General features: G+C 58.2%; 21 protein-coding genes. 10 read left to right on the forward strand and 11 right to left on the reverse strand.

Features of this window, described 5'->3' with window-relative positions; translation table 11 throughout:
• Positions 1-213: 213 nt before the first annotated feature.
• Positions 214-942: a transcriptional regulator FNR gene (locus tag DWQ09_11270; GenBank protein KAA3627740.1), complete on the forward strand. Its 729-nt coding sequence runs from the start codon at positions 214-216 to the stop codon at positions 940-942.
• A gap of 7 nt (positions 943-949) precedes the next feature.
• On the opposite strand, the gene DWQ09_11275 is transcribed toward DWQ09_11270, so the two are convergent.
• The gene (locus DWQ09_11275) at positions 950-1561 is read right to left on the reverse strand and encodes a lytic transglycosylase domain-containing protein (GenBank protein KAA3627741.1); all 612 of its coding nucleotides are present in this window, start codon (positions 1559-1561) and stop codon (positions 950-952) included.
• Between the two features lie 103 nt (positions 1562-1664).
• Positions 1665-2057 carry a hypothetical protein gene (locus tag DWQ09_11280; GenBank protein ID KAA3627742.1) on the reverse strand — a complete coding sequence of 131 codons (393 nt, stop codon included), beginning with the start codon at positions 2055-2057 and terminating at the stop codon, positions 1665-1667.
• 509 nt (positions 2058-2566) lie between these two features.
• Between DWQ09_11280 and gloA the strand changes: the two genes are divergently transcribed.
• A complete protein-coding gene (gene gloA, locus DWQ09_11285; protein KAA3627743.1) occupies positions 2567-2953 on the forward strand; it encodes a lactoylglutathione lyase in 387 nt (128 codons plus the stop codon).
• Positions 2954-2955: 2 nt separating this feature from the next.
• On the opposite strand, the gene DWQ09_11290 is transcribed toward gloA, so the two are convergent.
• From DWQ09_11290 to DWQ09_11330, 9 genes are all read right to left on the reverse strand, one after another.
• A complete protein-coding gene (locus DWQ09_11290; GenBank protein ID KAA3628011.1) occupies positions 2956-3390 on the reverse strand; it encodes a DUF1841 family protein in 435 nt (144 codons plus the stop codon).
• Positions 3391-3404: 14 nt separating this feature from the next.
• Positions 3405-4037 (reverse strand): endonuclease III, encoded by a 633-nt coding sequence (nth, locus tag DWQ09_11295; protein ID KAA3627744.1) that lies wholly within the window; start codon positions 4035-4037, stop codon positions 3405-3407.
• Between the two features lie 53 nt (positions 4038-4090).
• Positions 4091-4783 (reverse strand): electron transport complex subunit E, encoded by a 693-nt coding sequence (locus tag DWQ09_11300; GenBank protein KAA3627745.1) that lies wholly within the window; start codon positions 4781-4783, stop codon positions 4091-4093.
• Positions 4776-5402: an electron transport complex subunit RsxG gene (locus DWQ09_11305; GenBank protein ID KAA3628012.1), complete on the reverse strand. Its 627-nt coding sequence runs from the start codon at positions 5400-5402 to the stop codon at positions 4776-4778. Before DWQ09_11305 ends, DWQ09_11300 begins: the two co-directional genes overlap by 8 nt.
• Before the next feature lie 11 nt (positions 5403-5413).
• Positions 5414-6454, reverse strand: coding sequence for an electron transport complex subunit RsxD (locus tag DWQ09_11310; GenBank protein ID KAA3627746.1), 1041 nt, complete (start codon positions 6452-6454; stop codon positions 5414-5416).
• On the reverse strand, positions 6455-8134 hold the full coding sequence (locus DWQ09_11315; GenBank protein KAA3627747.1) for an electron transport complex subunit RsxC: 1680 nt from the start codon (positions 8132-8134) through the stop codon (positions 6455-6457).
• Positions 8092-8637: an electron transport complex subunit RsxB gene (locus tag DWQ09_11320; protein KAA3627748.1), complete on the reverse strand. Its 546-nt coding sequence runs from the start codon at positions 8635-8637 to the stop codon at positions 8092-8094. The genes DWQ09_11315 and DWQ09_11320 overlap by 43 nt, the downstream gene beginning before the upstream one ends.
• A gap of 2 nt (positions 8638-8639) precedes the next feature.
• Complete coding sequence (locus DWQ09_11325) at positions 8640-9221, reverse strand: electron transport complex subunit RsxA (protein KAA3627749.1); 582 nt, start codon at positions 9219-9221, stop codon at positions 8640-8642.
• 325 nt (positions 9222-9546) lie between these two features.
• Positions 9547-11562, reverse strand: coding sequence for a methionine--tRNA ligase (locus tag DWQ09_11330; protein KAA3627750.1), 2016 nt, complete (start codon positions 11560-11562; stop codon positions 9547-9549).
• A 226-nt stretch (positions 11563-11788) separates the two neighbouring features.
• On the opposite strand from DWQ09_11330, the gene DWQ09_11335 reads away from it, so the two are divergent.
• From DWQ09_11335 to DWQ09_11370, 8 genes are all read left to right on the forward strand, one after another.
• Positions 11789-12313 carry a hypothetical protein gene (locus tag DWQ09_11335; GenBank protein ID KAA3627751.1) on the forward strand — a complete coding sequence of 175 codons (525 nt, stop codon included), beginning with the start codon at positions 11789-11791 and terminating at the stop codon, positions 12311-12313.
• A gap of 62 nt (positions 12314-12375) precedes the next feature.
• A complete protein-coding gene (locus tag DWQ09_11340) occupies positions 12376-13470 on the forward strand; it encodes an iron-sulfur cluster carrier protein ApbC (GenBank protein ID KAA3627752.1) in 1095 nt (364 codons plus the stop codon).
• Positions 13471-13486: 16 nt separating this feature from the next.
• Positions 13487-14053, forward strand: a complete 567-nt coding sequence (locus DWQ09_11345; protein KAA3627753.1) for a dCTP deaminase — start codon at positions 13487-13489, stop codon at positions 14051-14053.
• An 81-nt stretch (positions 14054-14134) separates the two neighbouring features.
• On the forward strand, positions 14135-15166 hold the full coding sequence (locus DWQ09_11350) for a hypothetical protein (protein ID KAA3627754.1): 1032 nt from the start codon (positions 14135-14137) through the stop codon (positions 15164-15166).
• Positions 15163-16233 (forward strand): class III poly(R)-hydroxyalkanoic acid synthase subunit PhaC, encoded by a 1071-nt coding sequence (gene phaC / locus DWQ09_11355; protein ID KAA3627755.1) that lies wholly within the window; start codon positions 15163-15165, stop codon positions 16231-16233. The genes DWQ09_11350 and phaC overlap by 4 nt, the downstream gene beginning before the upstream one ends.
• 6 nt (positions 16234-16239) lie before the next feature.
• On the forward strand, positions 16240-16860 hold the full coding sequence (locus DWQ09_11360; protein ID KAA3627756.1) for a phenylacetic acid degradation protein PaaY: 621 nt from the start codon (positions 16240-16242) through the stop codon (positions 16858-16860).
• Positions 16861-16937: 77 nt separating this feature from the next.
• Positions 16938-17117 carry a hypothetical protein gene (locus DWQ09_11365; GenBank protein ID KAA3627757.1) on the forward strand — a complete coding sequence of 60 codons (180 nt, stop codon included), beginning with the start codon at positions 16938-16940 and terminating at the stop codon, positions 17115-17117.
• A 122-nt stretch (positions 17118-17239) separates the two neighbouring features.
• The gene (locus tag DWQ09_11370) at positions 17240-18238 is read left to right on the forward strand and encodes a response regulator (protein KAA3627758.1); all 999 of its coding nucleotides are present in this window, start codon (positions 17240-17242) and stop codon (positions 18236-18238) included.
• Position 18239: the final 1 nt, after the last annotated feature.

The following is an 18239-nucleotide window of genomic DNA, read 5'->3' on the forward strand; positions in this document are numbered from 1 at the left end:
CAACGGCGGGGGGAGTCCAATCCCCCATGCCAGTGGCCAACCCCACAATCCACCCGTTTTTGAGTTGCCTCAAGGCTGCTACCTTAGTGGCTGTAGAATCCCTTCCCCGTCCTCTGCGCTGACCAGCATTCGATTTTGATCGCACGGAAAGCGATGGAACTGCACATTGCGTTGCAGCGGTAGTTCAACAAACCACGTGGGGTCGAAACCGGTATGAGTCGAGAGGATCTGCATCTGCGTCCGGTGGCTGCAACGCTGGATTGCGATCACTGCGCTGTGCGCCGCCGCTGTCTCCCTGCGAGGTTGGAATCGGATGATCTTCGCGCCTTGAGTGATATCGCAGTACGACACGAACGCAAGCGCAAGGGCACGATGCTCTACCGCCAGGGCGAGGCGTTTCGTTCGCTATACGCCATTCGCTCAGGATCGGTCAAGACTTACGGGCTGACAGAAGAGGGCGAAGCGCAGATTACCGGGTTTCATCTGACGGGCGAGGTGGTCGGGATGGACGCCATCGGCAGCACCCTCCATCCCTGCGCCGCTGAGATGCTTGAGGATACCTGGATCTGCGAGCTGCCCTACGCACAGCTCGCGGAGTTGGGCATACGCTTGCCGAGCCTGCAACGTGAATTGATGAGCATCATGGCGCAGGAGATTCGCAATGAGGAGCATGCCCTGATGTTGGTGCGAGGTTTACGTGCCGAGCAGCGCGTCATGCGCTTTATCAATAGTCTCTTTGAACGCATGCGCCAGCGCTTGGGCGATATCAACGAGATTCCATTGGTAATGACGCGCGAGGATATCGCCAACTACCTGGGCCTGGCACCCGAGACACTGAGCCGGGCGTTGGCGAAATTGCGCGATGATGGCTTGATAAGGGTGAAGTCAAGGAGCATCGAAGTGTTGGACCGCGCGGCGATGCATCGCCTTGTGCAGTGTTGAACGACTATCAGTGATAGTCGTTTAGGACTGCCAGGACCTTACGCACATAGTTGCGCGTCTCCCGGTAGGGTGGAATGCCGCGATAGCGTTCCACGGCGGAGGGGCCGGCATTGTAGGCAGCCAACGCGAGGCGGGTATTGTGGTCGAAGCGCTCCAGCATTTTACGCAGATACTGCACGCCGCCGCGAATATTCTCATCGGGATTGAAAATATTGCGCACGCCCAATTCCGAGGCGGTGGTGGGCATGAGCTGCATCAACCCGCTGGCCCCGACACGCGATATCGCATCGGGATCGAAGCAGCTCTCAACCGCGATGACAGCTTTGACCAGCGCCGGGTCGACACGCTCAGCAGTGGAGTGTGTCTGAATCAGCGCATGATGACGGGCTGCGCGTTCGCGCAGGATGCGATTGTTGACGCCGCGGCAGGAGCGTTCAGCGGTCGGTCTCCCGTAGCGGCCGAGATAAACCAGGGATTCTTTGCGCAACGGGCGGTCGGTGAACCAGTGCGTACCGTTTTTATCCAGGTACATATAGGGGCGCTTGTCGCCCGCAACCGCGGATATCGGCAACAGTGCAGACAACAGGGTAACCATCAGCCCTGCCCGGGCCCAGCGCATATTGAAGCGACCTGTCGTACTTAGCACGTAGCCCCCGTCAGTTAACGCCTATCAGTTTGCAGAAAGTCTCCAGTATTGACAACACCTGCGATCCCACCATTCGTCACCCAATCAGTTCCTGGATCTCTGCCGTTGACTCTTGCGTGTGCTGTGCCAGGGTGCGAACTTCATCGGTAATCACTACAGTCCCGTGGATTACATCGAGAATCGTGCCAGCGCCCTCAGTCTCCGCCTGTAGCTGGTTGATCATCTCGGCGGCCTGACTGACTCTACCAGCCAACGTGCGGATCACCTCCGCATTGCTCGACACTACTTGCTGAATGTTCTGCTCCTGCAGATTGGTGTGTTGAGCAGATTCTGCGGCGCTGGAAGCGTTGTGCGCCACCACCTGAACCGATGCCGATATCTCGTGGACCGCGGTGGCGACTCGATCGGACTCCTGTTGCTGGTGGAAATAAGCGATCACACCGTGCGCCGTCTCGACCGCATGACGCACCGCGGTTTGACGATCCTCAAGAACTTGTCGTGCCCGTTTGCGAGAGCAAACCCGCAGGAGCCTGCAAGCCCGGCCCCGGCAATCAGGAGGATTGGCCAGGTGCGAGGATTGATTTTCCAGGCTTGGGCGAGGTTACGCATGGTCTCTAGTCCAATGGCGCTGGTCTGTGAATTGAGATGGACTGAGCGTCCGAGCCTGGAACGCCCTTGTGCATTACTGACTTCACCCTGTCAGCAGTGGAACCTGGTATCGGCAGAACAGGGCCAAACCTTAGTAGTGTTGCAGCCAGAACCACATACGGCCTGCCCAGTGCGCCCCTGGGGCTCAATACAGCACGCGGAGGATTTTGAGGTAGGTTCTAAATTCACTTCGATTCTTTGGGTGGAACAGCGCAGAGACTGGTTCGGCAACTGCCAGAGAATTTCAGGTGGACGCCGCGATAAGGTTTGATAAAAACAGTAACGATGTATACCGTCTCATTACTTAATCGCCCGACGGAGGCAAACGACATGCGTGTTCTTCATACCATGCTTCGAGTAGGGGATCTCGACCGATCAATCGGATTTTACACGGAGGTGCTGGGGATGCAGCTGCTGCGACGTAACGATTATCCGGAGGGCAAGTTCACCCTGGCTTTCGTCGGCTACGGCGCTGAACGCGACGAGGCGGTAATCGAGCTGACGTTCAATTGGGGGGTCGATCACTACGAGCTTGGTACCGGTTACGGGCATATCGCATTAGAGGTGGATGATGTCTACGATGCTTGCGCGGCCATCCGTGCCAAGGGCGGTAAGATCACTCGCGATGCAGGGCCCATGAATGCGGGTACTACGGTTATTGCATTCGTCGAAGATCCCGACGGTTATCCCATCGAACTGATCGGCAAGAAGAAGTAGCCTCAGCGTAACTCAACCAGTTTTTTCAACCGTTCTATATAGCTGTTCTCGTCGGGTGACTTGCCGTCGCGCTGTGCTTCCCACAGGCTCTCAGCGAGGCATTCGATCATCCGATGTTCGGCCTCATGGGCGCTGCCGTAGCGAAGCTGCAATTGCCGGTGTATCCCAATCACACCCAGTGGCCGATTGGTACTGAGTTGTTCGTGGATGGCGATATGCAAACCCATGTGCAGGAACGGGTTGGTCTCGCCCATTTCGGGGAAGAAGTCTTTCGCCAGAGCGCCTTCGTAATCCTCAAGGTAGATTTGGTACTCCGGGTGTTGCAGGATGACGGCGGCGATCTGTTTTTCCAGGGGTTCCAGCGGGAGCCCTGATTCATACTTGCGCCAGGCCTCGAAGTAAAGCCCCCGCAATTGGTCGCGATCGTTGCCAAACAACATGCGTCAGTTTCCTAGATCGTCTTGTCCTTGTAACTACACAGATCCGCAATGATGCACTGCGCGCACCTGGGCTTGCGTGCAATACAAGTGTAGCGTCCATGCAGGATCAGCCAATGGTGCGCGTCGACCCGATATTCGGCCGGCACCGCTTTGAGGAGCTTTTTCTCCACCGCGAGCACCGTTTTTCCCGGGGCGAGTCCCGTACGGTTGGCTACCCGGAACACGTGGGTGTCGACGGCAATGGTGGGGTCGCCGAAGGCGGTATTGAGAATCACGTTGGCGGTTTTACGGCCAACGCCCGCAAGCTGTTCGAGCGCATTGCGGTCGTGGGGTACATGACCGCTGTGACGTTCCAGCAACTGGCCGCACATGGTGATGATGTTGGCCGCTTTGCTGTTATAGAGACCAATGGTCCTGATGTATTTTTTGAGTTCATCCGCGCCCAGCGCGTAGATTGCCTGCGGCGTTCGCGCTGCGGCGAACAGCCTGCGGGTGGCGAGATTGACGCTCTTGTCTGTCGCCTGCGCCGAGAGAATGACAGCCACCAGCAGCTCAAAGGGTGTGGAGTACTCCAGTTCACTGCGTGGCGCTGGATTGGCAGCGCGCAGGCGGGAAAAAAGTTCCTTGCGTTTTTTGGGCGACATCAGATGCGGTGTTCAGGTCTGGGCCGCAAGCCAGCCACTCGATACCCGGCACTTCAAGTTACGGGTTCAGCTGCCACTGCGGCCGCGGGACGCTGCGCGACACGACGTTTTTGCCGCCGGTCGATCAGGTTCTTGAGCGCAATGAGAAATCCGAGACCGATGAAGGCGCCGGGTGGCAGCATGGCCAACAGAAAGCCCTTGTAGTTCTCAAACACCGTAACCGTAACACCCCTGAAAGGCTCCCCGAACATGAGAGCCGCCTGTGCCAGCAGCGTGCCCTGGCCCAAAAGCTCACGCATGCCGCCCAGCAGCACCAAACCGAGGGTAAAACCCAATCCCATGGTAAAGGCATCGACAAAGGAGCGAACTACGTTATTTTTCGAAGCAAAGGCCTCGGCACGACCGATAATGACGCAGTTGGTTACGATCAGCGGGATGAAGATGCCAAGGATCTTGTAGAGATCATAGAAGAAGGCGTTCATCGCCAATTCGATAGCGGTGACGAACGAGGCGATCACCATTACGAACACGGGAATGCGGACCTCGGGGCGCACCAGGTTGCGGATCAACGATACAGTAACGTTGGAACCGATCAGCACCAGCATTGTGGCCATCCCCAGTCCCAGTCCGTTGACGATGGTGCCGCTGACCGCCAGCAGTGGGCAGAGCCCCAGCAGTTGAACGACGGCCGGGTTGTTGCGCCATAAGCCGTCACGAACCAGCGTGCCATAGTCGCTGTTAGCCATGTTTCGCCTCCTGAGGTTTGACCGGTGCGAAGAGCTCGTCGCGATGCGCATTGAAGTAGATCAGCGCCTTGCGCACGGCATCGACCACGATCCGCGGTGTGATCGTTGCGCCGGTGAACTGATCGAAGACACCGCCGTCTTTTTTCACTTTCCATTGCATCATGGGCGGATTGCCCAACGAACGCCCGATAAAACTGTGTACCCAATCTGAACGTTCCACTTCGATCTGGTCGCCCAGACCCGGTGTCTCTTTGTGGCTGATGATGCGAATGCCCGCCAGTGCACCGTCGAAGTTGACGGCAATCAGTATTCGAATTGGACCGGCATAACCATTGGGCGCCACGGCAGTGAAGATGACAGCGACAGGCGTGTCGGCGTTGCGTGCTCGATAGACCGTCACGGTTTCTGCAGTTCCCAATTGCTCGGGTGCCGCGATGCTCAGAGTATCCGCCAGCGGATCGTTGTCATAGCGAGTGGCGGGCACCAGCGCCTGCAGACTGCGCAGCAGCGCCATGCGTTCATTTTCGATGATCTGCTCGCGGGTGGTGTCGTAGGTTACGGCGACCAGTGTCGTACCGATTATGGCGAACAGGGTCAGCACCAACGATGAGCCGAGCATGTGCCGGATCGTCATTGCACCTTCCTCCCGGTGCCGAAGACCCGTGGTTGGGTGTAGTAGTCGATGGTCGGCGCGGCCATATTCATCAACAGTACGCCGAAAGCGATGCCGTCCGGGAAACCGCCCCAGGTACGGATCAGGAAAGTGATCAGCCCGACGCCGAAGCCGAACAGCAGGCGCCCGCGGGGTGTAGTACTGGCGGTTACCGGATCGGTGGCGATAAAAAAGGCGCCCAGTACAGTAGCGCCGGAGAGGAGGTGCACCAGCGGCGAGATACTGGACTCGGGATACAGGAGATGGAGGATGGCCGCTGGCCCCAACAGCCCGACCAGCAATCCTGCAGGGATCTGCCAGGCGATTGCCTTGCGCCACAGCAGGAAGAGTCCACCCGCTGCGTAGGCTGCGTAGACCCATTCCCAACCTTTGCCCCCCAGGTTGCCAAAGACCGGTTGTTGGAGAATCTCCCCAACGCTGCGGTTCATGTCGAGCTGCGTCTTGAGCGTATCCAGGGGTGTGGCCATGGTCAGGGCGTCGACGGCTATGCCATCAGGCATGAGACCGAGAAAGACGATGCCCAGGGTGTCGTGGAAATCGAGGGTCACCTCGAGCAGCAGCTGCGGCGGCATCCAGCGGGTCATTTCAACCGGAAACGAGATGATCAGCACCACGAAACCGACCATGGCCGGGTTGAACGGGTTATAACCCAGGCCACCGTACAGGTGCTTGGCGACGACAATCGCAAAAGCGATGCCCACTACGGTGAGCCACCAGGGGCTCAGCGGCGGGAGCGACAGCACCAGCAGAACCGCAGTCAGCAACGCGCTGAGATCGCTCAGGAAGGGCCACAGCGGACGCCGGCGGATAGCGAGCAGAGCTGCCTCGCAAACCACAGCGGTAGTAATCCCGAGTGCAAGCTTGATGAGGATGGCCCACCCGAAGATCAGGTAGTACGCGGCGATGCCAGGCACCAACGCGAGGAGTACGACACCCATGGCGCGAGTGACCGAGTTGGGCGAATGCAGATGGGGCGAGGTGGCGGTTTCGAACTCCATCTACGACGACTCCTCATCGGGCGGCGCTGGCGCTTCGTGATCGGGTGGCGCGGTGCCGGAGCGACGTTTCTCCAGCTCGGTGATGCGCAGGCGCGACTCGGCGCTCGGTGCACCCTGAGCGACATTGCCCTGGGGCGCAGCGCTATGCACACCGGCGGGGGCCTTCTGCGCTTCTTCGCGTTTCTTGGCCAGCGCAGCCTCTTTGATGATGCGCATGCGCTCCTCTTTTTCGCGTTTATCGCGGTCGATGCGCTCCTGCTTGGCGTCGTGGCGACGCCGCGACTCCTCCATGAAGTGTTGCTCGCGCTCCTGTGCCCAGATCTCGTTCTTGGCGAAGCGGAAGTACTGCACCAGCGGAATGTTGCTGGGACAAACGTAGGAACAGCAGCCGCATTCGATGCATTCGAAGAGGTTGTGATCCTGAACGCGATCGAAATCTTTGGCGCGCGAGTGCCAGTACATCTGTTGGGGCAGTAAATGGGCGGGACAGGCTTTGCTGCAGCGACCACACCGTATGCAGGGTAAGACGGGGTTGCCGGAAGCGAGTTCGTCGCGGCGTGCCGCCAGGACGCAGTTGGCCGCCTTCACCACCGGGATCGCATCGCTATGGAGCGCAAAGCCCATCATCGGGCCACCCAGTATCAGGCGGGTCACGTCTTCACGGTAGCCACCGCATTGGGCGATGAGATCACTGACCGGGGTGCCGAACAGCACCTCCAGATTCCGCGGTTCAGCCACGCCTTCACCGGTCACAGTGATGATGCGCGAGATCAGCGGCTCAGCCAATGCGATAGCGTTGTAGACTGCCCGTGCTGTGGAAAGGTTGTGGCAGACCACTCCGATCTCCAGCGGACGTTTGCCGCTGGGGACCTCTTTGCCGGTCAGCACCTTGATAAGTTGGCGCTCGCCTCCTGTGGGATAGCGAGTGGGCAGCCGGACAACGCTGATCTGGGGATCGCCCGCCGCTTCAACAGCCGCTTTCATGCTGTGGAACGCCTCGGGTTTATTGTCCTCGATGCCGATTACGCACCGCCCCGCCTGGAGGGCGTGGCGCATGATGAGCAGACCCTGCAGCACCTGGCTGGCGTAGTGACGCATCAGCATGTCGTCGGAAGTGATGTAGGGTTCACACTCCGCGCCGTTGATGATCAGCGTTTCAACCACCTTGCCCTCACCGGGATTGAGTTTGATGAAGGTGGGAAAGGCGGCACCGCCCAGGCCGACGATGCCCGCATCGCGGATATGCTGGCGTAGTTCCTTGGGCGTAAGTCGGGTGAAGTCGTCAATCGGATGCCGCGGGCTGATCCAGGTCTCTGCGCCGTCGGGTTCGATGACGATACAGGTGGCGTTGAGCCCCGATGGGTGCGGTACCGGATGCAGTGCAATCTCCACAACGCGGCCTGAGGTCGGTGCGTGGATCGGGGCGCTGATACTGCCGCTGGCGCGAGCGATTATCTGCCCCTTGAGTACACTGTCCCCGGGTTGCACCGTGGGTTCGGCGGGAGCGCCAATGTGCTGCGCGACCGGCAGAATGAGCCGCGCAGGCAGGCGCGCTGTTTCCAGCGGGCGGCTCAGGCTCAGCTCTTTGCGCCCCGGCGGGTGGATACCCCCGCGGAATTTCCACAGACGCTGCAACATTAGCCGGCCGATTCGAGTTGGGCAGGCATGGGCCACTTCCATTCGCCGATGCCTGGATTGACCGGCTCCATAGAGATGCAGTCCACCGGACAGGGCTCGACACACAGCTTGCAGCCCGTGCAGTAGTCCGGGAGGACGGTGTGCATCTGCTTTGCGGCGCCGAGAATGGCGTCCACCGGGCAGGCGCGGATACAGGCGGTACACCCCACGCAAAGCGCTTCGTCGATCCGCGCCACCGACGGTACCCGGTTCGCGGTCGCCTCATCGAGCGCCACGGGTTCGCGGCCCAACAGGTCGGCCAATCCGATCATGGCCGCGTCCCCCCCAGGCGGGCAGAGATTGATCGCGGCTTCTTCACCGGCGATAGCTTCGGCGTAGGGTCGGCAGCCCGGGAAGCCGCACTGCCCGCATTGGGTCTGAGGAAGCAACGCGTCGATCTGATCCACCACCGGGTCGCTTTCGACCTTGAAGCGCAGGTCGGCATAACCGAGCAGCAAGCCGAACACGGCGGCGAGAGCACTCAATGCAATAATGGCCTCCAGCATGGTTACCCTTTCACCAACCCGGTGAAGCCCATGAAGGCGAGCGACATCAATCCTGCCGTGACCATGGCGATCGCCGCACCCTGGAACGCAACGGGCACGTCGGCGACGTCGATGCGCTCGCGCATGGCGGCGAACAGCACCAGGACCATCGAAAAACCGGCTGCGGCACCAAAACCGTAGATCGCCGATTGCAGCAGATCATGTTGTTTCTGCACGTTCAACAGCGCCACGCCCAGCACGGCGCAGTTGGTGGTAATCAACGGCAGGAAAATGCCAAGCAGCTGGTAGAGAATGGGGCTGGTCTTGTGCACCACCATCTCGGTGAATTGAACCACTACGGCGATTACCAGGATGAAGCTGATGGTGCGCAGGAACTCCAGATCGAGCGGCACCAGGAGGTATTCGTTGACCAGGTAACTGCAGATAGAAGAGAGCGTGAGGACGAACGTCGTGGCCAGGCCCATCCCGGTCGCGGTCTCCAGTTTGCGCGAGACACCCATGAACGGGCACAGGCCTAAAAACTTCACTAAAACGAAGTTATTGACCAGGACCGTGCTGACGAGGATGAGTGCGTACTCTGTCATTATCTACCTGTTTTCCACGCCCTTCGGGGTGCGGGTGGGACTCGATACTAGCATGCGTTTTTGCATTGCAACAAGAATGTAACCTTTTGTTTTGCTGCAACAAAAATTTATGGGGGGATTACCCTGGGAAAATATTGCAGCACTCGCAGCTGGCGATCCGAATCCCGTTCAGCACAATATTAGTTTGATATCAAACAATTATGAAGCCCCACGGCGACGAAGTTCGTTCAGGCGAAGGGGAGTCAGAATCTGGATGTCCCCAAGGGATGATCTGCCCGCGTCCCCACGCGGGACGGAACCGCTGTAGTCTGGAAGGATAGCCAGCTTACTTGATTCGCATACCTGGCTGGGCACCGGAATCGGGGTTGAGCAGGAAGATCTCCTTACCACCGGGTCCGGCGGCCAACACCATGCCCTGCGAAATCCCGAAACGCATCTTGCGGGGCGCTAGATTGGCGACCATGACGGTCAGCCTGCCTTCCAGGTCTGCCGGGGTATACGCGGCCTTGATGCCCGCGAATACGCAGCGTGTCTCGCCGCCCAGATCGAGGGTCAATTCCAGCAGTTTGTCGGCCCCCGCCACGGCCTCGGCCTTGATGATGCGGGCGACGCGCAGATCCACTTTGGCGAAATCGTCAAAGGAAACGATCTCGGCGACAGGTTCGGCAGGTTGCTTGGGGTCGGCCTCTGCTTTGGGGTTCAGGGTCTCCTTGGAGGCGGCAACCATGGCCTCGACCTTTTCAGTCTCGACCCGCTGCATCAGCGGTTTGAAGGTGTTTATGGTGTGATCAAGCAACGGTGCGTGGCGATCGTCCCACTGCAATGGCGGGATATTGAGGAAAGTTTCGACCTTGTCGGCCATCACGGGCAGAACCGGTTTGAGATAGATCATTAGTACCCGGAAAAGATTCAGCGACAGGCTGCAGATATCGTGCAGCGCCTCGCCGCTGTCTCCTTGTTTCGCCAGCACCCAGGGTTCTTTCTCCGCAACGTACTGGTTGGCGCGGTCGGCGAGCGCCATGATCTCGCGAATCGCCCGGCTGTACTCGCGCGCCTCGTAGCATTCGCCGATGGCATCGCCGGCCCGTGCGAATTCGTCATACAGGGCGGGTTCGGCACAACGTGGTGAGAGGCGGTTGGCGAAGCGCTTGGCGATGAAGCCGGCGGTGCGGCTGGCGATGTTGACGACCTTCCCCACCAGATCGGCGTTGACGCGTTGTGCGAAGTCGTGAAGATTCAGATCCAGGTCGTCGATACGGCTGTTGAGCTTGGCGGCGAAGTAGTAGCGCAGATACTCCGGATCGAGATGATCCAGATAGGTGCGCGCTTTGATAAAGGTGCCGCGGGATTTGGACATCTTCTCCCCGTCAACGGTGAGAAAGCCGTGGGCAAAGACCGCCGATGGGGTGCGGAAACCCGCTCCGTGGAGCATGGCGGGCCAGAACAAGGTGTGGAAGTAGATGATGTCTTTACCAATGAAGTGGTAAAGCTCGGTATCGCTGCCCGGTTTCCACCACTCCTCGAAATCCACACTGTGGCGATCGCACCAGTTTCGGAAGCTGGCCATGTACCCAATCGGTGCGTCGAGCCATACGTAGAAATATTTATCTTCCGTATCGGGAATGCGAAACCCGAAATAAGGCGCGTCGCGGGATATGTCCCACTCCCGGAGGCCCGCTTCGAACCATTCATCCAGCTTGTTGGCGACCTGCTCCTGGACATGACCGGAACGGGTCCAGCCTTTGAGCATTTGCTCGAAATCCCCCAGCTTGAAGAAGTAGTGCAACGACTCCTTCTCAATGGGGGTCGCACCCGAGATGACCGAGCGCGGATTTTTAAGTTCGCCCGGCGAATAAGTGGCGCCACATACTTCGCAGGAGTCACCGTACTGATCGGCTGCTCCGCAGCGCGGGCACTCGCCCTTGATGTAACGGTCGGGCAGGAACATGGCGCGGTCCGGATCGTAGAATTGGGTGATGACGCGCGTGTTGATATGACCTGCGGCGCGATTGCGCAGGTAGATGGTCTCCGCGCAGACACGGTTTTCCTCCGAATGGGTAGTATGGTAATTGTCGAAGGCGATCGCGAAGTCGGCGAAATCGCGGCGATGTTCTGCGCCGATACGTTCGATCAGAGCTTCCGGGGTGATTCCCTCTTGTTCGGCGCGCAGCATGATGGGTGTGCCATGGGCATCGTCGGCGCAGACGTAAATGCACTCGTGGCCGCGCATTTTCTGGAACCGCACCCAGATATCCGTCTGAATGTACTCCACCAGATGTCCGATATGGATCGGGCCGTTGGCATAGGGGAGGGCGCTGGTGACCAGAATTCGGCGCGGCATGACTACCTCTTTGTATTTACTACAGTTGGGTGCGGTTGAAGCGGGTGCATACAGTATCAACAAAGGCCGCAACGGACCATAAAAGCTGCATTCGCAGCCAGTGGCACGACCATTCGCGCACGCGTGGGCATGCACGGCATGGTTTGCATAGAAAAATCACAACTATAATATCAAATAATTTAATTATTATGTCGCTTCCTGTACCATGGCGGGCACGGATCCTGGAATGAATGATCACACTAAGGATGGCAGGGAACAGGCAGTGACTGATAGTGAGCAAAAAGCCCACGATCTGCCGTGGGTGCACCAAGACCACGAGCGTATTCGCGGGCTGTTGGCGGATATTCACTCTGTACTCAACCGGGAACCGATGTCCTTTGTCGTACATCGCATGCTGGAGGAGTTGCGGAATTTGTGTCGCTCCCATTTCGCGCGTCAGCGTCGAGCATTGGGGGGAGCCGGGGTCGGTGAGGCGCAGATCGGGGATGGTGAGCGGTTTTTAAAGCGACTCCAGGACTTCCAGCGTCAAGCGTGTCTTTCGCGCAAGGTGGATCATGCCGCATTGCAGGATCTTCTGGTCTGCTGGCAGACGCACCATTTTGCGAGTTGTGAAAAAACCCTGCGTGATGCAGTGGTTAGCGCCTCTGATGCGACACGCTGGGACCTCTTTCATGCCGAAGCAGCCCGATACGGGGGTGCAGATCCGTCGGCCCCTTTTGATCCGAAGACGTCCGGCGCCTTTCTGTTGTAGAATCTTCGGCCCTCGATTCTGACCCGGCCCTGCCGGGTTTTTTACATGCCAGGAGGTTGAAGATGGCGGCAATCACCCGCGAGCAGATTGAAACAGCGCTCAAGAACTACACCGATCCCAACACCGAAAAGGATCTGTTTACGACAAAGTCGGTCAAAGATATCCAGATCGATGGCGACAAGGTATCGATTGCGCTCGAGCTGGGCTATCCCGCCGAGGGCTTCAAGAGTGAAATGTCCAAGACGGTCACGCAGTATGTACAGAAAGGCGTGCCGGGTGTGGGTGGTGTCGACGTCAAGATCGCCCACAAGATCATCGCCCACGCGGTTCAGAAGGGCGTTACACCCATCAGTAACGTGAAGAACATCATCGCCGTCGCCTCCGGAAAAGGAGGCGTTGGAAAATCGACGGTGGCGGTCAATCTTGCGTTGGCTCTTAAAGCTGAGGGCGCCAAGGTGGGTATTCTCGACGCTGATATCTACGGGCCCAGCCAGCCGCGTATGCTGGGGATCAAAGGCCAGCCGACCAGTAAAGATGGCAAAAGCCTCGAGCCGATGGTTAGTTACGGTATTCAGGCGATGTCCATCGGTTTCCTGATCGAGGAAGAGACACCGATGATCTGGCGCGGTCCCATGGTGACTCAGGCGCTGGAACAGTTGCTCAACGACACCAGTTGGCAGGCGCTGGATTATCTTGTCATCGATCTGCCGCCCGGTACCGGTGATACCCAGTTGACGTTGGCGCAGAAAGTGCCTGTCAGCGGGGCCGTGATCGTCACCACACCGCAGGACATCGCCCTGCTTGATGCGCGCAAGGGTCTCAAAATGTTCGAAAAAGTGGAGGTGCCGGTACTTGGTATCGTGGAGAACATGAGTATTCATGTGTGCAGCAAGTGCGGTCACGAAGAGCACATCTTCGGCGAAGGTGGTGGGCGGCGTATGGCTGAGCAATACGGCGTCGATTTCCTCGGTGCACTACCGTTGGATATCTCTATTCGTGAGTTGGTCGACAGTGGCAAGCCTTCGGTGGTTGCGGAGCCGGACAGCGTCATTGCCGGGTACTATCGTGATATCGCGCGCAAGACAGCCGCCAAGCTCTCGCTCAAGGCACGTGATTACACCCACAAGTTCCCGAGCATCGTCGTCTCCAACGACTAAAGGACAGGCAGGCGCGATGAGTATCAAATCGGACAGATGGATTCGGCGCATGGCCGAAGAACACGGGATGATCGAGCCCTTCGAGCCCGGCCAGATTCGCGAAAACGGATCTGGCCGGATCATCTCCTACGGGACCTCGAGCTACGGCTACGATATCCGCTGTTCGCGGGAGTTCAAAATATTCACCAACATCAATTCGGCGATTGTCGATCCCAAGAATTTCGATGAGAGTAGCTTTGTCGATCTGCAGTCCGATGTCTGTATCATTCCACCCAATTCCTTTGCCCTGGCACGCACGGTGGAGTACTTTCGCATCCCGCGCAGCGTTTTGACGGTATGCCTCGGTAAATCGACCTATGCCCGTTGTGGCATCATCGTCAACGTAACCCCGCTGGAGCCGGAGTGGGAGGGGCACGTTACCCTGGAGTTTTCCAACACCACCCCGCTGCCCGCCAAGATCTACGCCAATGAGGGAGTCGCGCAGGTGCTCTTCTTCGAATCCGATGAAGTGTGCGAGACCTCCTACCGTGATCGCGGTGGCAAATACCAGGGGCAGACCGGCGTTACCCTGCCCAAGGCCTGATCGCCGCTCAAGGCGGTGATGGCCGTCTGGCGTTCGCTGTAACCTGCTAAAATCGCCCGAAACCCCGCATTGAGGTCGGAAATGAACCGCCGTGATGACAAGGGCAGTTCTGCAGATTGGGCACGCTTCTGGGACCATGCACAGCAGCAGGCATGGGATGCCTGGAGCCAGATGGCACGTCAGGCGCTGCCGCAACCGAAACCGCAACCCGATCAGCTATGGAAGCTTTGCGCCGATGGCCTGGAACGTCTGTGGCAAGGACGAAGTGCGCAGCTAACGGGTACGTCGCAAGAGGTTTTCAGCCGCGTGATCGATCAGGGCAAGGGTTTTCTTTTTCTCAGCCATGAGCTGCTGCGTGCTGTCGAAACGATACAGAAACAAGAGGAGCAGGGCGCTGATTGGAAACTGGCGCTGCGCAACGCTGTTGACAGGATTCAGGAGCAACTGCGGCAGTGGTCGGGGGTCTCTGTCGGGCAGACCGCGCTTTGGGGATTGCCGGCGGAAATGTGGGAGCGACTCTCATCGGCTCTAACGCTGGCGCCTGGTGACTGGTCGGCACACCTGAGGGCTGTTGCAGGCAAACCGCAAGAAGCGGCCCAGAGTTACCAGGATTGGTTGGAGTATTGGCCGGGGCTCAGCCGTGAGTGGCAGCTGCGTGCCAGGGCGGGGGGGCAGCGCGCGGAACGGTATCAGGAAGCATGGCGTTGTTATGCCGCGCAATTGCTCGATGTGGGTGTGTTGGCGCTTGATTATCTGTACGAGCGTCTGATTCAGATGGGTGAAATGGGTGGACGGATCCGTGATCTGCATACTCTATACGATCTCTGGATCGATGCTGCCGAGCAGGCTTATGCAGAGGTGGTGAGCACGCCGGAGTTTGCCAAACAGCAGGCCGAGGTCGTCAACGCGGCGGTTGCGCTCAAGCTCTGCCTGCATGAGTCCCTCGAAACCGTCGCCCGGATCAACAACCTCCCGACCCGCGCCGAGCTCGATAGCGCTCAACGCGCTATCAAGGAGCTGCGTGCCGAACTGGCGGACGTGCGCGCTCAACTCGCCGAATCCACGAAACCTGATTCAACGCGGAAACGAAGCCGCAAAGGCGCGGGAAAGTGAGCAGCACACCCTTCGATTTCGATCATGAGGCATTGCTTAAGGAGTTGGGTGATTTCCAGCAACAACTGACCCGCGGTTTTAACAATCTTGCAGAGATTGAAACTATCGATGTGGGGACAAGCCCGCGCGAAGAAGTTTATCGCGAGAACAAACTGCGACTATTCCGATATCGTCCGTTGGTGAACAATCCGCATCCGGTGCCGTTGCTTATTGTTTACGCGCTGGTGAACCGACCCTACATGGTGGACTTGCAGCCGGATCGATCGCTGGTCAGGCGTCTGCTCGAGTCGGGTATCGATGTCTATTTGGTCGACTGGGGTTACCCTGATCGGGAGGACCGATTGCTTACGCTGCACGATTACCTCAATGGTTATCTGTTGCGTTGTGTGGAGCAGATAGGTCGACGTCACAGTCTGGAGGCGATCAATCTGCTCGGGATCTGCCAGGGGGGTACTTTCAGCCTTTGTTTCAGCGCGATGCACCCACAGCGGGTGCGCAACCTGATCACTATGGTGACTCCGGTGGATTTCAGTACCGAAGGAAACCTGCTGGCGCATTTCATGCGCTCGATCGACGTCGATCAACTGATCGAAGCCTACGGTAACGTGCCTGGGGAGTTGCTCAATTGGGCTTTTCTGGCGCTGAAGCCATTCCGACTTGTCAGTCAGAAGTACGTGAATCTGGTCGAGATTCTCGATAGCCGCGAGAAAGCACTCAACTTTCTGCGCATGGAAAAATGGATTTTCGACAGCCCGGATCAACCGGGCGAGGTATTCCGTGAGTTCGTCAGGCAGTTCTTTCAGGAGAACCGCCTGATGACAGGCGAGGCGGAGATTGGCGGGAAGCGGATTGATCTCCATGCCTTGAAGATGCCGATACTCAATATCTACGCAACCCAGGATCACTTGGTGCCGCCGGCCGCTTCGTTGGCGCTGGGCGACTGTGTGGAGAATGATGACTATACGGTAGCAGCCTTTCATGGCGGGCATATAGGGATCTATGTCAGTAGTCGGGCGCAGAAAGAGATCCCTGCCGCTATTGCGGATTGGCTGCGTCAGCGGAGATAGCGGGCGATGGATAATTGTGGAGGAATCCTGCAGGTCTACGCCATCGACGGTGTCATACCCGTGGTGCATCCACAAGCCTACGTCCATCCTACCGCCGTTTTGATCGGTGATGTGATCATCGATGCAGGAACCTATGTAGGGCCGGGCGCATCGTTGCGGGGGGATCTGGGCCGTATTCGAATCGGCAGAGGATGCAATATCCAGGACAACTGCATTGTTCATGGCTTCCCCGGGGGTGAAACCGTGGTTGAGGAGAACGGACATATTGCCCATGGCTCGGTGCTTCATGGGTGTGCGGTGCTGCGCAATGCCCTGGTGGGTATGAATGCCGTCGTAATGGATGGTGCCCAGGTTGGTGAATCGGCTATCGTTGCGGCCATGGCGCTCGTCACTGCGGGCACGCAGGTACCCTCCAGGCATCTTTTGGCGGGAGTCCCTGGTCGTATAGTGCGCGAGCTCTCCGACGCCGAGCTGGCATGGAAAGTCGAGGCTACTGCCGAGTATCAGCATTTGACGACGCGCTGCCTGCAGACACTCGCCCGGGTGATGCCGCTCACGGAGGAGGAGCCTGATCGTCCCCAACTCCACCCTCGGGGTGTGGCTCCCCTGCACCTGACCAGGAAATAGTTTGATCCGCCGCACCGATTCTTCGCTTTCGCGTTTAGGATGCTAGACTACCCAATAACGCTACCTCGAGAGGGGATATTGGTGTGGCTGATAACGATGCGCCCTATGAGGGGAAAGAACGTCGTAAGGAGCAGCGCCGCAAGCAAGAAGACCGGCGGGAACTGGTTCGTTTCGAACCGGAGAAAGAACCTCGGCGCAAGAAGAAGGGGCGACGCAAGGACGATGGCGCTGATATTTGGGATCGCCGCGATATCTGATCGTATCCCTCGGTAGGATAATTTTCTCCAAGGGCGGCAATACGCCGAAACGGATCTCGGTAGACGGCCGAGGTTCGGCGTGCTCTTGAACTGACACCGAACAAAGCAAAGCTCAGGCAACCATGACCACCGCGGTACTTATTTGCGACGACTCCAGCATGGCGCGCAAACAGATGGCGCGCACACTCGCAGACGGTTGGGACGTGGCGCTCTCTTTCGCCAGCAATGGGGTGGAGGCGTTGGCGGCCATCAAAGAGGGGAAGGGCGACGTGCTCTTTCTCGATCTGAATATGCCCGTGATGGATGGGTATGAAACGCTACAAGCCATCAACCGTGAAGATCTTCCAACGATGGTGATCGTGGTCTCCGGTGATATCCAGCCCGATGCGCAACAACGGGCGAGCAAATTGGGGGCGTTGGCGTTTATCAGGAAACCGGTAGTCAAGGAAGAAGTATTCGAAATTCTCTCCCAATATGGCATCGTCAGCGAAGCAGGTGCTGTGGCGATCGCGGCCCCCGAGGCCAGCGGCTCTGTCGGCATCATGGATTGTTATCAAGAGGTGGCCAACGTCGCGATGGGGCAAGCCGCCGATCTGCTGGCACGTCTGCTCGGCGTATTCGTGGTTCTTCCAGTGCCAAACGTCAATTTGCTTGAGCCGAGCGAGCTGCAAATGGCGCTGGCACAGACGACGGAGGAGGCTTCGGTGTCTGCGGTGTCACAAGGATTTATTGGCGGCGGTATTGCGGGTGAGGCGTTGTTGCTCTTCCATGATTCCAACTTCGAACAGATTGCGCGTTTGATGCATTACGAAGGCGAAGTCGACGATGCCATGGAACGGGAATTGGTTATGGACGTTGCCAGTATCCTGATCGGAGCCTGCGTTAAGGGTCTAGCCGCGCAGCTGGATGTCAGTTTCAGTCAAGGGCACCCGGTCATCCTCGGGCAGCATGTCAACATGGCCCACCTGGTCGACGGCAAAGCGTGCAGTTGGAGCAAGACTTTGGCGATTGAAATCAGCTACACCCTGGAGGACGTCGATATCAGTTTCGATCTATTGCTGCTGATCGCCGAGGATTCGCTACCGACCGTCGATGGAAAACTCGCTTTTATGTTGGAGTGAT

This window comes from Pseudomonadota bacterium, from assembly GCA_008501635.1.
GTDB lineage: Bacteria > Pseudomonadota > Gammaproteobacteria > QQUJ01 > QQUJ01 > QQUJ01.

Bases quoted from the DNA above. Each gene is read 5' to 3' on its own strand.
- DWQ09_11270 (KAA3627740.1), top strand. From the start codon at position 214: ATGAGTCGAGAGGATCTGCATCTGCGTCCGGTGGCTGCAACGCTGGAT.
- DWQ09_11275 (KAA3627741.1), bottom strand. From the start codon at position 1,561: ATGCGCTGGGCCCGGGCAGGGCTGATGGTTACCCTGTTGTCTGCACTG.
- gloA (KAA3627743.1), top strand. From the start codon at position 2,567: ATGCGTGTTCTTCATACCATGCTTCGAGTAGGGGATCTCGACCGATCA.
- nth (KAA3627744.1), bottom strand. From the start codon at position 4,037: ATGTCGCCCAAAAAACGCAAGGAACTTTTTTCCCGCCTGCGCGCTGCC.
- DWQ09_11300 (KAA3627745.1), bottom strand. From the start codon at position 4,783: ATGGCTAACAGCGACTATGGCACGCTGGTTCGTGACGGCTTATGGCGC.
- DWQ09_11305 (KAA3628012.1), bottom strand. From the start codon at position 5,402: ATGCTCGGCTCATCGTTGGTGCTGACCCTGTTCGCCATAATCGGTACG.
- DWQ09_11310 (KAA3627746.1), bottom strand. From the start codon at position 6,454: ATGGAGTTCGAAACCGCCACCTCGCCCCATCTGCATTCGCCCAACTCG.
- DWQ09_11315 (KAA3627747.1), bottom strand. From the start codon at position 8,134: ATGGAAGTGGCCCATGCCTGCCCAACTCGAATCGGCCGGCTAATGTTG.
- DWQ09_11320 (KAA3627748.1), bottom strand. From the start codon at position 8,637: ATGCTGGAGGCCATTATTGCATTGAGTGCTCTCGCCGCCGTGTTCGGC.
- DWQ09_11325 (KAA3627749.1), bottom strand. From the start codon at position 9,221: ATGACAGAGTACGCACTCATCCTCGTCAGCACGGTCCTGGTCAATAAC.
- DWQ09_11330 (KAA3627750.1), bottom strand. From the start codon at position 11,562: ATGCCGCGCCGAATTCTGGTCACCAGCGCCCTCCCCTATGCCAACGGC.
- DWQ09_11335 (KAA3627751.1), top strand. From the start codon at position 11,789: ATGAATGATCACACTAAGGATGGCAGGGAACAGGCAGTGACTGATAGT.
- DWQ09_11340 (KAA3627752.1), top strand. From the start codon at position 12,376: ATGGCGGCAATCACCCGCGAGCAGATTGAAACAGCGCTCAAGAACTAC.
- DWQ09_11345 (KAA3627753.1), top strand. From the start codon at position 13,487: ATGAGTATCAAATCGGACAGATGGATTCGGCGCATGGCCGAAGAACAC.
- DWQ09_11350 (KAA3627754.1), top strand. From the start codon at position 14,135: ATGAACCGCCGTGATGACAAGGGCAGTTCTGCAGATTGGGCACGCTTC.
- DWQ09_11360 (KAA3627756.1), top strand. From the start codon at position 16,240: ATGGATAATTGTGGAGGAATCCTGCAGGTCTACGCCATCGACGGTGTC.
- DWQ09_11370 (KAA3627758.1), top strand. From the start codon at position 17,240: ATGACCACCGCGGTACTTATTTGCGACGACTCCAGCATGGCGCGCAAA.